The organism is Cellulomonas soli (assembly GCF_052036975.1).
Taxonomy (GTDB): Bacteria; Actinomycetota; Actinomycetes; order Actinomycetales; family Cellulomonadaceae; genus Cellulomonas; species Cellulomonas soli_A.
This window is the reverse complement of the sequence record NZ_JBQIAR010000001.1, coordinates 245,686-257,916: the sequence shown is the minus strand read 5'-3', so window position 1 is coordinate 257,916 and position 12,231 is coordinate 245,686. Positions and strand designations below refer to the sequence as shown.

General features: G+C 73.0%; 13 protein-coding genes and 1 riboswitch. Of the genes, 8 read left to right on the top strand and 5 right to left on the bottom strand.

The features are described 5' to 3' along the window. The first annotated feature begins 41 nt into the window (after nt 1-41). From ACTHAM_RS01190 to ACTHAM_RS01175, 4 genes are all read left to right on the top strand, one after another. Nucleotides 42-1,007 carry an aldo/keto reductase gene (locus ACTHAM_RS01190; protein ID WP_440683920.1) on the top strand — a complete coding sequence of 322 codons (966 nt, stop codon included), beginning with the start codon at nt 42-44 and terminating at the stop codon, nt 1,005-1,007. A gap of 14 nt (nt 1,008-1,021) precedes the next feature. Continuing rightward, nucleotides 1,022-1,636 (top strand): 1-acyl-sn-glycerol-3-phosphate acyltransferase, encoded by a 615-nt coding sequence (locus ACTHAM_RS01185; protein WP_440683918.1) that lies wholly within the window; start codon nt 1,022-1,024, stop codon nt 1,634-1,636. A 170-nt stretch (nt 1,637-1,806) separates the two neighbouring features. Continuing rightward, nucleotides 1,807-1,881: riboswitch (cyclic di-GMP riboswitch) on the top strand. 15 nt (nt 1,882-1,896) lie between these two features. Continuing rightward, entirely contained in the window at nt 1,897-2,058 is a 162-nt protein-coding gene (locus tag ACTHAM_RS01180; protein WP_440683916.1) for a hypothetical protein, read from the top strand. 176 nt (nt 2,059-2,234) lie between these two features. Beyond that, the gene (locus ACTHAM_RS01175; protein WP_440683914.1) at nt 2,235-2,615 is read left to right on the top strand and encodes an SHOCT domain-containing protein; all 381 of its coding nucleotides are present in this window, start codon (nt 2,235-2,237) and stop codon (nt 2,613-2,615) included. 104 nt (nt 2,616-2,719) lie between these two features. Here the strand turns inward: ACTHAM_RS01175 and ACTHAM_RS01170 are convergent, their stop codons facing one another. Further along, entirely contained in the window at nt 2,720-5,203 is a 2,484-nt protein-coding gene (locus tag ACTHAM_RS01170) for a flippase-like domain-containing protein (protein ID WP_440683912.1), read from the bottom strand. Nucleotides 5,204-5,369: 166 nt separating this feature from the next. On the opposite strand from ACTHAM_RS01170, the gene ACTHAM_RS01165 reads away from it, so the two are divergent. Beyond that, nucleotides 5,370-5,942, top strand: coding sequence for an HdeD family acid-resistance protein (locus ACTHAM_RS01165; protein ID WP_440683910.1), 573 nt, complete (start codon nt 5,370-5,372; stop codon nt 5,940-5,942). A 21-nt stretch (nt 5,943-5,963) separates the two neighbouring features. Here ACTHAM_RS01165 and ACTHAM_RS01160 read toward each other — a convergent pair whose 3' ends face one another. The 4 genes from ACTHAM_RS01160 to ACTHAM_RS01145 all read right to left on the bottom strand — a co-directional run bounded on the left by ACTHAM_RS01160 (nt 5,964) and on the right by ACTHAM_RS01145 (nt 9,964). Then, nucleotides 5,964-6,761 carry a CPBP family intramembrane glutamic endopeptidase gene (locus ACTHAM_RS01160; RefSeq protein WP_440683908.1) on the bottom strand — a complete coding sequence of 266 codons (798 nt, stop codon included), beginning with the start codon at nt 6,759-6,761 and terminating at the stop codon, nt 5,964-5,966. Between the two features lie 42 nt (nt 6,762-6,803). Further along, nucleotides 6,804-9,335 (bottom strand): heavy metal translocating P-type ATPase, encoded by a 2,532-nt coding sequence (locus tag ACTHAM_RS01155; RefSeq protein ID WP_440683906.1) that lies wholly within the window; start codon nt 9,333-9,335, stop codon nt 6,804-6,806. A 65-nt stretch (nt 9,336-9,400) separates the two neighbouring features. Next, nucleotides 9,401-9,634 (bottom strand): heavy-metal-associated domain-containing protein, encoded by a 234-nt coding sequence (locus ACTHAM_RS01150; protein ID WP_440683904.1) that lies wholly within the window; start codon nt 9,632-9,634, stop codon nt 9,401-9,403. Between the two features lie 48 nt (nt 9,635-9,682). Beyond that, entirely contained in the window at nt 9,683-9,964 is a 282-nt protein-coding gene (locus ACTHAM_RS01145; RefSeq protein ID WP_440683902.1) for a metal-sensitive transcriptional regulator, read from the bottom strand. A gap of 127 nt (nt 9,965-10,091) precedes the next feature. On the opposite strand from ACTHAM_RS01145, the gene ACTHAM_RS01140 reads away from it, so the two are divergent. From ACTHAM_RS01140 to ACTHAM_RS01130, 3 genes are all read left to right on the top strand, one after another. Continuing rightward, nucleotides 10,092-10,550 (top strand): RrF2 family transcriptional regulator, encoded by a 459-nt coding sequence (locus ACTHAM_RS01140; RefSeq protein ID WP_440683901.1) that lies wholly within the window; start codon nt 10,092-10,094, stop codon nt 10,548-10,550. Nucleotides 10,551-10,732: 182 nt separating this feature from the next. Beyond that, nucleotides 10,733-11,743 (top strand): sulfite exporter TauE/SafE family protein, encoded by a 1,011-nt coding sequence (locus tag ACTHAM_RS01135; protein WP_440683899.1) that lies wholly within the window; start codon nt 10,733-10,735, stop codon nt 11,741-11,743. 86 nt (nt 11,744-11,829) lie between these two features. After that, entirely contained in the window at nt 11,830-12,231 is a 402-nt protein-coding gene (locus tag ACTHAM_RS01130; protein ID WP_440683897.1) for a cytoplasmic protein, read from the top strand.

Here is a 12,231-nt window from a genome sequence, read left to right as displayed (position 1 = left end):
TCCGCCCAGCCGGTCCGCCCTGCCGGGGGCAGGATGGGCCCATGACGTCGGACGACGACTCCTGGACCCGCCCACTGGGTGCGACGGGCCTGCGGGTCTCCGTGGTGGCAGCGGGTGGCAGCCCGCTCGCAGGCCTGCCGTGGCTGTACGGCTACGACGTGCCGCGTGAGCGTGCGGTCAACACGGTGCTGGCGGTGCTGCGCAGCCCGATCAGCCTGATCGACACCGCCAACGGGTACGGCGACGGCGAGTCGGAGCGGCGCATCGGCGAGGCGTTGCGTCGCGCGGGCGGGCTTCCGGAGGGCGTGGTCGTGGCGACGAAGGTCGACCCGCACGGGCGTGACTACTCCGCTGCTCGCGTGCGGGCGTCGGTCGCGGAGTCCCGGGAGCGGCTCGGGCTCGACCACCTGCCGCTGGTGCAGCTGCACGACCCGGAGTCGTTCGACTTCGAGGAGATCGCCGGTCCCGGTGGTGCCGTCGAGCAGCTGGTCGCGCTGCGGGAGTCCGGCGAGATCGGCGCGATCGGCATCGCGGGCGGGCCGGTGCAGGAGATGGCCCGGTACGTCGACCTGGGCGTGTTCGACGTGCTGCTGGTGCACAACCGGTGGACGTTGCTCGACCGCAGCGCGGGTCCGCTGATCGCCGAGGCGGTGCGCCGGGGGATGGGGGTGCTGAACGCGGCGGTGTACGGCGGGGGCATCCTCGCGGCCGCACCCGGCACGTCCGCGTCGTACGCGTACCAGGCGGCGGCGCCCGAGATCCTGGACCGGGTCGACGCGATGCACCTGATCTGCCAGGCGCACCACACCGACCTGGCGACGGCGGCGCTGCAGTTCTCGTTGCGCGACCCGCAGGTGAGCTCCACGGTGGTCGGTCTGAGCCGCCCCGAACGGGTGGCCGCGACGGTCGAGGCGGCCTCGGTCGAGCTGCCCGAGTCCCTGTGGCCGGAGCTGGAGGCGTTGCTGCCCCCCGAGCGCGTCTGGTTGGACGCCCCGTTCGAGCACTGAGTACGGTCCACGACGTGACGGTGACCAGGCGCAGGCCCATCCGACGGGCCGTGGCCCGTGCCTACTGGCGGCTGAGCCGGTGGACGCTGAAGACCACCCGGGTCCCGCAGGACGGCGCGGGCATCCTGATCGGTGCCCCGCACACGTCCAACTGGGACTTCATCCTGATGCTGGCCATCACCGCGGAGGCGGGGCTGCCGGTGCGGTGGCTCGGCAAGCACACCTTGTTCCGGGGGCCGGCGGGGCCGTTCATGCGGGCGCTCGGCGGCATCCCCGTGGACCGGCGCAACCCGGCGGGTCTGGTCGACGACCTGGTGGCGCGGATCAGGGCCGGGGAGTTCTTCTACCTGGTGGTGACGCCCGAGGGCACACGGTCGGCGGGCACGTACTGGAAGTCCGGGTTCTACCGGATCGCCCAGGCCACCGGCCTGCCGGTCGTGCTCGGCTACGTCGACCGGACCACGATGACGGCCGGGCTGGGTCCGACGGTGCCGATCACCGGCGACGTCCGCTCCGACATGGACGCCGTCCGGGCGTTCTATGCCGACAAGTCCGGGTTCGACCCGGCGCGTCGCACGGCACCGCTGCTGCACGACGAGGTGTCTCACGACGGCGACACGGAGCCCTGACCGGCCCTTTCGTGCCGGACGGGCGATGCCGGGTGTACTCCGAACGGGTGTTTCCTGGCACAGCCCCGCGCGTCGCGTACCAGGTCAGCGGGTGAATTCGGTCGAGTGCCCGAAATATCTCGATGTGAACGCTGTTCACCAGGTCTCGCGGTGCTCTAATGTCTGAGTTGTCAACGAAACGGCAAACCCTCCGCGAGGAGGGGACGCAAAGCCACGGGGCCCTCAGGGTCAGCCGGGCTACCGAACAGACAGGACACGCCATGGAGCAGCGAGGGTTCTCCTTCGAACAGCCCACCCCCCGTCCCACCAGCGACGCCGTCGCACCTCTTCCCCCTGCACGTGTGCAGGCGTGGGCGCGGTTCGCCGCCCGGCAGAGCCAGGTGGAGTTCGTCCCCGCACAGCGCGAGCACCTCGCCGCCTGAGCGCAGGGCCGGCAGACCCGACCTCCAGAAGGACCGTCACCCCGCGTGGGTGGCGGTCCTTCTGCGTCTGACCAAGGCATATGGGCCGCTCAGCGGGCGCGAAGGGCCTAGTCGGTCTAGCGTCCGGATTGTCAACCCGCCCACCGGCGGCGGGGCAGAGTCGCTGAGGGGGTCCCATGGACAGTTTCTGGAGCTGGTTCTGGCTTCTCGTCTACTGGTTCTTGTTCTTCGCCTACCTGATCGTGCTGTTCCAGATCGTCGGGGACCTGTTCCGCGACAAGGACCTCAGCGGGTGGTGGAAGGCGGTCTGGATCATCTTCCTGGTCTTCGCACCGTTCATCACCGCGCTGATCTACGTCATCGCCCGCGGGAACAGCATGGCCGAGCGGCAGGTGCACGCCGCGCAGCGGGCCCGGGTCGACACCGAGTCCTACATCCGCGAGGTGGCGCACAAGTCGCCGACCGACCAGATCGCCGATGCGAAGTCGCTGCTCGATGCGGGCGCGATCACACCGGAGGAGTTCGCGACGCTCAAGTCGAAGGCGCTCGCGGCCTGAGGGCCTGTCCCGATCACCTCGGGTGACGACCCGGTGCCCGTGCGGGTGCCGGGTCGTCGTCTGTCCGGGCACCGCACACGGACCCGTGCGTCACGGGCACGACGTCACAGGTCGCCGGTGCGCTGCATGTACCGCATGGCGACCCAGCCGAGCGGGATCCGCAGCCAGTACGTCATGACGCGGAACAGCACCGCGGCCGAGGTCGCGATCGCCGGGCTGACACCGGCCAACGAGGTCAGCGCCGAGGCGAGGGCCAGCTCGGTGGCACCGACACCGCCGGGCACGGGCACCAGCGACCCCGCGGTGGACCCGGCCAGGTAGACGACGGCGACCTGGATCAGGCTGACGTCCTGGCCGAACGCCAGCAGCGCCGCGTCGAACGCCAGGATGTAGCCGAGCGTCATCAGCAGGTTGCCGCCCATGCCGAGCAGCAGGCGTGAGGGTTGGCCGAGCACCTCGATGAGTCGCGGCCACGTCTGCCGCACGGTGGGCATGGTCTTGGCCAGCACCCAGCGCCGGACGGAGGGGATGAGCAGCGCGACGCCCACGAGCGCGGCGAGCGCCCCGATGACGATGAGGATCAGCGGTGAGACCGGCAGAGCCGACTCGTTGTCGCCCGAGACGAGCGACAGGACGAGGAGCAGCAGCAGCGTCACCACGAACTGGCTGACCTGCACCAGGGCGACGGTGGCTGCGGCGAGCGTGCCGGAGACGCCACGGCGGGTGAGCACCCGCAGGTTCAGCGCGGCGGGTCCGACCCCTGCCGGTGCGGCCAGCGCGACGAACGTGGCGGCGGTCTGGGCGACGGTCGCCCGCCACAGCGAGATCCGCACGGGTGCGAAGGCGACCAGGGCGAGCGCGGCCCCGACGAGCGTGAGGAGCCCGAGCCCGAACGCCACGATGGACCAGCGCCAGTCGCTGCTCTGCAGCGCCTCGCTGATGGTGGTGACGTTGATCGTGGTGAAGATCGCGAAGAGCGCGACCACGGTGAGCAGGACGGTGAGGATCGTGCGCGTGCCGAATCGCACCAGCTGCTGCGGCTGCACATCGGCCTCGGGCAGCCGGGCCACCAGCGCCGTGCGCAGCTCGGGCAGCACGGTGCGATGGGTCCGCATCTCGTCGCGGGTCAGCCGCGGCATGGTGATCGTCTGCAGCAGGGGACCGATCGCCGAGATCGTCTCGTCGTCCAGCACGGCGACGGCCGACTCCATGGCACGGGGGGCGCCCACCCGCAGCGCGAGCAGGGCCAGCACCTGGGCGACGTCCATCCGGCGGGCCAGCTCGGACGACGCGACGTCCCCGAGCTCCCACCCGGTGAGCCACACCATCGGCTGGTCCAGCAGGTGGTCCACGAGCACGACGTCGCTGGTCAGGTTGCGGTGCGCGATGCCGGCGGCGTGCGCGAGCTGCAGCTGCTCCCACACCTCGTGCAGCACGGCGTCGGTGATCTGGTCCGGCTCGAGGTCGGCGAGCGGCACCGCGTTGCCGGGGCGCTCCTGCACCAGCAGCATCGAGTCCTCGGCCTCGGCGACGCTCAGCAGCTGCGGTGTCCGGACCCCGGCGGCACGGGCCGCGTACGCGAGCAGGGCCGAGCGTTCGGCGGCCTGCCGCAGGGACACCACCGAGCGGCCCTCGATGCCGCGCAGGCGCAGCGACCGCCAGAACCGGCTGAGCATGCCGACCACCTGACGGTCGCCGTCGATGACGACCAGGTCGAGCCGCTCGTGCTCCTGCGTGCTCAGGGCGTAGAGGCGGTGGTCCGTGGAGCGCGTCAGCGCGAGCGCAGCCGGACCCGCCGGTGGGAGGACGGCGTCGCCGGTCGTGCTGTCGGGCACCCGGCTCAGCTGGGCGGGCTCGAACCCGGCACGTCGCACACCGGCGACCAGGCTCTCGCCGTAGGCGCGCTCGGAGCGCACCCCGGACAGGTACCGCGTGGCCTCGCCGGCGATGCGCCCCACGAGCAGGGCCACGGCGATCCCGGGCAACGACCCCTGCCCGGTGATCACCAGGACGCCCGTGGCGACCCACACCAGGTTCCACGACCAGGCGACGGTGCGGCGTCGTCCGCGGGGCCCGGCGGCGGTCAGCAGACCGGCGAGCAGCGCCACGTACCCCGGGATCGACAGCTGCCACTCGCCGCCGATCCGCACCGACAGACCTTGGATGAGCTCGTCGGAGCCGAACCGCTCGACCAGCAGGACGATCGCGCTGTTCAGCACCACGGCACCCGTGGCCGCGGCGAGGGCCTCCAGCAGCTGGCGGCCGAGCCTGCGCACCGCCAGCTCGGTGAGCACCGCGAGCGGGACGATGAGCGTGACGAACGACTCCAGCGCGGACACGGGGATCACGAGCAGCCGGCGCAGCGCGGTCGAGAAGCCCTGCACGTCCTCGGCGACACCGGTGGTGGTGTTCTGCGCGTAGGTCGCCAGCACCATGGCCAGCACGACGCCGAGCCCCGCGATCGTGGCCGCCAGGATGTCGCCCGGGTGGTGCACACGTTCGGTGGGGACGTCGTCGATCGTCACGTCGTCCACCACCGAGCGGGTCGTCGCGACCACGCTGTCGGGGTGCGTCGACGGGCCGGGCATACCGGCGAGTCTAGGCAGTGCGGTCCGCCGGGGTGTCCCGCCGGACGTGAGTCCGTGCCGTGTGTCCCCCGAACGGCGCGGACGAACGCCCAGGTCTAGCGTGGTCGCGACGGGACGACCGCAGAGGCAGGGGCCCTGCCCGGTGGCCCGCGAGGGGGGTGGTTCCATGTCGGACACGCTGCACCGGTTGTGGTGGATCGCCGTGGTGCGCGGCGCCCTGCTGATCGCCCTGGGTCTGCTGCTGCTGATCGACCCGTTGAGCACGGTCACCGCGCTCGTGTGGCTGTTCGGTGCGTTCGCGGTGCTCGACGGTCTGCTGGCTCTCGCCCAGGGGATCGCGTACCGGCACGACCCGGCCGCGCGGTGGCGGTTCGTGCAGGGTCTGGTCGGCATCGCGTTCGGTGTGCTGCTGATGGTGTGGCCGGCACCCACCGCGACCGTCGTGTTCTACGTGCTGGCGTTCTGGGTGATGCTGATCGGCCTGGTCGCGATCGTCGGGGCGTTCGTGCTGCACCACGCGGGGGACCCCGGCTGGACGTTCGCGCTGACCTTCGGGCTGATCGGGTTCCTCATCGGCCTGGTCGCCGTGATGCACCCGCAGACCACGGTGTCGGTCATCGCGATCCTTTACGGCCTGTTCGCCCTGGTGGCGGGCATCGTGCTGGTGGTCAGCGGTTTCGCGACCCGGTCGGTGACCAGGCAGCTCGACCAGGCCTCGGCACGGGTCGTCGAGCTGTAGCTCGGTGCGCGGCGCGCCGGTTCAGCTGAGGCCCAGCGCGCCGCGCACGTCCGCCGGGATCAGCGCGTAGCCGACGAACACCACGACGTCCATGAGCGTGTGCGCGACGACCAGCGGCATGACGCGGCGGCGTCGCCGGTAGTACTCGGCGAACACCACACCCATGACCGCGTTGCCCAGGAACGCCCCCCACCCCTGGTACAGGTGGTACGAGCCGCGCAGCAGCGCGCTGGTCACGACGATCGCCGGTGCGCTCCACTGCAGCTCGCGCAGCCGCTCCATCAGGTATCCGACGGCGACGACCTCCTCGAGCAGCGCGTTCTGCAGCGCCGACAGGACGAGCACGGGGACGGTCCACCACACCGCGTCGAGGCCGGCGGCTTGCACCTCGACGGTGATGCCGAGCATCCGCCCGACCGCGTACAGGCCCAGCCCGGGGATGCCGATGAGCGCGGCGAGGCCGACGCCCGTCAGCAGGTCCTTCCAGGGGCGTCGTCCGTCCAGGCCGAGGCGGCGCACCGCGGACCGGCCGTTCGCGGACAGCAGGTACAGCGCCAGTGCCACGGGCATCAGGGCGAACGCGATCGCCAGCAGCTGGTAGGTCAGGTCGAGCAGCGGTCGCGGCGAGTAGCTCGGGTTGAGCGTCGTGCTCTGCTCGCCCAGGGGCGTGCCGGCGGTGAGGCGCGCGACGATGTTGACCACGGCGTACACACCGGACTTGCCCAGCGACAGCCCGAGCACGATCCAGATCTCGGTCGTCAGCCGCCGCCGGACGGCACGTGCCCCGGGCGGCGGCGCTGTCGGGGCCGGGTGCGTCATGGGGGCAGCGTAGGTGGCCTGCCTGGGCGGACGCCGGAAGGCTCAGGCGAAGCGGCGCAGGCGGAGCGAGTTGGTCACCACGAGCACCGAGGAGAACGCCATCGCGGCCCCCGCGATCATCGGGTTGAGCAGCCCGGTCGCCGCCAGCGGGATGGCGGCCACGTTGTACGCGAACGCCCAGAAGAGATTCTGCTTGATCACCGTCAACGTGCGGCGGGAGAGTCGGATGGCCTGACCGGCCGAGCGCAGGTCACCGCGTACGAGCGTCACGTCGGAGGCCTCGATGGCCACGTCGGTGCCGGTGCCCATGGCCAGGCCCAGGTCGGCGGTGGCCAGGGCGGCGGCGTCGTTCACCCCGTCGCCGACCATCGCGACGCGTGCCCCGCCGGCCTGCAACCGCTCGACGACGTGCACCTTGTCGGCGGGCAGCACCTGCGCGATGACGTCCTCGTCGGCGACGCCGACCAGCCGGGCCGCGGCCCGTGCCGCACCCGGGTTGTCGCCGGTGAGCAGCACCGGGCGCAGCCCGAGGGACCGCAGCTCGTCGACTGCCCGGGCGGAGGTCGCCTTGACCGGGTCGCGCAGCACGAGCACGCCGCGGGCGACGCCGTCCCACGCGACGACCACGGCTGTGGCGCCGTCGGCCTCGGCTGCGTCGAACTGCGCCCGCACGGCCTCGGTGCCGACGTGCTGCTCCGCCAGCCAGGCCGGGCGGCCCACGAGCACCCGGTGGGACAGGCCGAGGCCCGAGTGGGCGGCCCGCACGACACCGGTGACGCCGTGGCCGGCCGTGGCGTGGAAGTCGAGCACCTGGTCGGAGCCGATGACGACGCCGTCACCGCCGACCTGCGCGCCGGTGGGCGTCGGGTGCGCCGCCTCGGCGGCGTCGGCGATCGCGCGGGCGATCGGGTGCTCGGCGAGCCGCTCGACCGCACCGGCGTACCGGAGCACCTCGTCGCGCACCTCGCCCGGGGCGGGGAGCACGTCGACGAGCGCCATCCGGCCCTCGGTGACGGTGCCGGTCTTGTCGAGCACGACCGTGTCGACCCGGCGCGTCTGCTCGAGGATCTCCGGGCCCTTGATGAGGATGCCGAGCTGCGCGCCGCGCCCGGTGCCGACCAGCAGTGCGGTGGGAGTGGCCAGGCCCAGGGCGCACGGGCACGCGATGATCAGCACGGCGACGGCCGCGGTGAACGCTGCCTGCGCACCCCCGCCGGTCAGCAACCACACCGCCAGGGTCCCCGCGGCCAGCACCAGCACGACGGGCACGAACACGGCCGAGATGCGGTCGGCCAGCCGCTGCACCGGGGCCTTGCCGGTCTGCGCCGCGGCGACGAGCCGGCCGATCTGCGCCAGGCGGGTCTCCTCGCCCACGCGGGTGGCGCGGACCACGAGGTGCCCGGAGGCGTTGATCGTCGCGCCGGTGACGTCGTCGCCCGGTCCGACGTCCACGGGCACGGGTTCGCCCGTGAGCAGCGAGGTGTCCACGGCGCTGGTGCCCTCGACGACGACGCCGTCGGTGGCGACCTTCTCGCCGGGGCGCACCGCGAACAGGTCACCCACGGCGAGCCTGTCGACGCTCATGCGCTGCTCGGTCCGCACCCCGTCCGGCCCGGTGACCAGGACTGCGACGTCCTTGGCGCCCAGGTCGAGCAGGGCCCGCAGGGCGTCACCAGCCCGACGCCGGGAGCGGTGCTCCGCGTAGCGGCCTGCCAGCAGGAACGTCGTGACGATGGCGGCGACCTCGAAGTACAGCTCCGGGACGGCCTCCATGTGCCCGCTCGTGGCGGCCGGCCACAGCGACGGGCTCATGGTCATCCCGATCTCGCCCGCACCGCCGAGCAGCAGCGCCCACAACGACCAGCCGGTCGCGGCGACGATGCCGATGGACACCAACGTGTCCATCGTCGAGGCCCCGTGCCGGGCGGCCTTGGCGGCGGCACGATGGAACGGCCAGGCGGCCCAGGTCGCCACGGGCAGGGCGAGCGCCGCGACGACCCACTGCCAGCCGTCGAACTGCAGCGCGGGGATCATCGAGAGTGCCAGCACGGGCACGCTGAGCACGGTGGCGACCCGCAGGCGCCGGCGCAGGTCGGTGCCGCGGGCGTCCGTCGGGGCGGAGGTGTCCTCGTCCTCGCTCATCTCGTGACCGGGGGCCATGGTGTGGCCGGACAGCGCGTGCTCCACCGCGTCGTGCGCGCCGTGCGCTTCGTGCGCCGCGTGGTCGGTGTGGTCGGTGTGCGGGTCGGCCCCGACGGCGCGACCCGTGGGCGAGGCGACCTTGAGCACGCGCGCGTCGTACCCGGCGGAGCGGACCGCTGCGACGAGGGCGTCGGCATCGGCCGGGGTGCCCGCCTCGTCCGCCGCGCGCAGCTCCACGTGGGCGGACTCCAGCGCCAGGTTCACCGTGGCGCTCGCGCCCGGCACCCGGTTGAGCTTCTTCTCCACCCGCGCCACGCACGACGCGCAGGTCATGCCCTCGACGGCGAGGTCCACGGTCACCAGCGGCGCCACGGGTGCCACGGGGAGGGCCGGCGTCGAGGCGGCGGACGGGTGCAGGTGGTCGGTGCTCATGGGTGCTCCCAGCGGGTGTGCGATGCGTCCGTGCGGCGGCGGTCGAGCCGCGCGGGGTGCTGCGGTCAGAGCAGCGAGCGGCGCGGTGTGATCGCGTACCCGGCCTCGACGACGGCGGCGGCCAGGGCCTCGTCCGCGATCGGGGCGTCGCTGGTGACGACGACCGGTGACGACCCGCCGGTGACGAGCTCGACCTTGACGTCGGTGACGCCGGGCAGGGCGGACAGCTCGGAGGTGACCGAACCGACGCAGTGGCCGCAGGTCATGCCGTCGACGGCGAAGGTGGTGGTCTGGCTCATGGGTGTCTCCTGGTGGTCGGGTGCTGCTGGGTGTCGGGGGTGGTGCGGTCAGCTGCGGACGAGCCGGGCGATGGCCTCGGACGCCTCACGGACCTTCTCGGCGCCCTCCTCGGGCGACTTGCGGGCCGCGTCGACGACGCAGTGCCCGAGGTGGTCCTCGACGAGGCCGATGCTCACGGCCTGCAGGGCCTTGGTCACGGCCGCGATCTGGGTGAGGACGTCGATGCAGTACACGTCCTGGTCGACCATGCGGGCGATGCCGCGGACCTGCCCCTCGATGCGGCTGAGCCGCTTGAGGTAGTCGTCCTTGGCGTCGGTGTATCCGTGCACGGGTCCTCCCGGGGTGCGTCCTGCGTCGACCTCCTCAACAGGGTACCCCCCCAGGGTATTCCCGCCAGGGCCGGCCTGAGCCGCCCGGGCCTCCCGGCCGTCGCGGGCCTCTGGCACGATCGGCCCCATGCGGGTGTCGGCGAAGGCGGACTACGCGGTCCGGGCGTGCGCCGAGCTGGCCGCCGGTGGTGCGGGTGCCGCGCTGAGCCTCGACGCGCTCGCGGCCGGTCAGGGTCTGCCCGCGAGCTTCCTCGAGCGGATCCTCGGAGACCTGCGTCGGGCCGGGGTCGTGGTGAGCGCCCGGGGGCGCGGCGGCGGGTACCGGTTGGCGCGTCCGGCCGACCAGATCACGCTCGCCGACGTGGTCCGGGCGGTGGACGGGCCGCTCGTCACCGTGCGGGACGCGCGTCCGCCGAGCCTGAGCTACGACGGGTCGGCGACGGCGTTGCTCGACGTCTGGGTCGCGCTGCGCACGAGCGTGCGCGACGTGCTCGACGCCGTGACGCTCGCGCGGCTCGTCTCGGGTGACCTGCCACCACACGTCCATGATCTGGTCACCCGCGCAGATGCGTGGGACAACCCGTGACGGCGGATTTGCACGCCTGACCAGGGAAAAGCGCCCCGCCGACCATGTCGGACAACCGTCCACATGGCGAAACGCACATCCAGATGGTGGACGAGCCGTTGAATCCCGACCGAACCGGTCGGAATTATCCGGGCTCACGTCGCCGCGCACCCGGTCGCGGCACCCGGTCCCAGGTGGTCATCGTGCGCGCACTCGTCCTGCTGGCCCTCGTCGGCCTCGGCGCCCAGCTCGTCGACGGTGCCCTCGGCATGGCCTACGGCGTCACGTCCGCCACCCTGCTGCTGGCCATCGGCACCAACCCCGCGGCGGCCTCCGCCACCGTGCACCTCGCCGAGATCGGCACCACGCTCGCCTCCGGGCTGGCCCACTGGCGCTTCGGCAACGTCGACTGGAAGGTCGTCATCCGCGTCGGGGTCCCCGGAGCCGTCGGCGCGTTCGCCGGCGCGACCGTGCTCTCCCGCCTGTCGACCGACGCGGCCAAGCCCGTCATGTCGCTCATCCTGCTGGCCCTCGGCGTGTACCTGCTGGTCCGGTTCACCGTCCGCGGGCTGCGCACCGACCGCCTCGGCCAGCCCCTGCGCAAGCGGTTCCTCGGCCCCCTCGGGCTCGTCGCCGGGTTCGTCGACGCCACCGGGGGCGGCGGCTGGGGCCCCGTCGGCACACCCGCACTGCTCGCGTCCGGTCGGCTCGAGCCCCGCAAGGTCATCGGGTCGATCGACACCAGCGAGTTCCTCGTCGCCCTGGCCGCCAGCCTCGGGTTCCTGTTCTCGCTCGGCTCGCAGGGGATCGACCCCACCTGGGGGCTCGCGTTGCTGCTCGGTGGTCTGGTCGCCGCACCGCTGGCCGCGTGGCTCGTGCGGCACGTGCCGCCGCGCGTGCTCGGTTCCGCCGTCGGCGGGGTCATCGTGCTCACCAACACCCGCACGCTCCTGCGCTCCGACTGGCTCGGGCAGGCCGACACCGCCACCGAAGGGCTCGTGCTCGGGGCCATCGCCGTGGTCTGGGCCGCCGCCGTCACGTGGTCCGTGCGCGCCCACCGCGCCGAGAAGGCGGTGCTGCAGGCCGTCGGCGCGGACCGGACCAGGGTCGACGAGGTGCCCGCCGGTGCGGGCGGCATCGCGGAGCCGGTCGGTGTCGGCGCGACGGAGGCTGCGGCCGTGCAGCGTTCCCCCGTCGCCGGATCGCACTCCTGACACCACGGCCGAGGGCCGTGCGGCCATCCCTCGCGGGTCCCGCGGACCACGCCCACACTGGCCCTACCGCGGTCGGCCGGTCGCGCGTGACCCAGCAGAGCGAGGCGACCATGGCACCCACCGGTCCGCACGCCCCTGACGACCCGACGGTCACCGACCCCGAGCACTACCGGGTCGTGCTGGAGAACGACCGGGTGCGCGTCCTGGAGTACCGCGACGTGCCGGGTGCGCGGACGCACCCGCACCGGCACCCGGACTCCGTGATGGTGACGGCCACCGGGTTCCGTCGGCGCATCACCTCCGGCGAGCGGGCGGTGGAGGTCGAGCTGGAGCCCGGACAGGTGCGGTGGCTCGCCGAGCAGGAGCACGTCGGGGAGAACGTCGGCACGAGCCCGACCCACGCGTTCTTCGTCGAGCTCAAGGAGCCGCACCCGGGCGGCGCCGCCGACCGCGCCGACGGGCCACCCGCGCCGCTCGGCCCGGCCTGA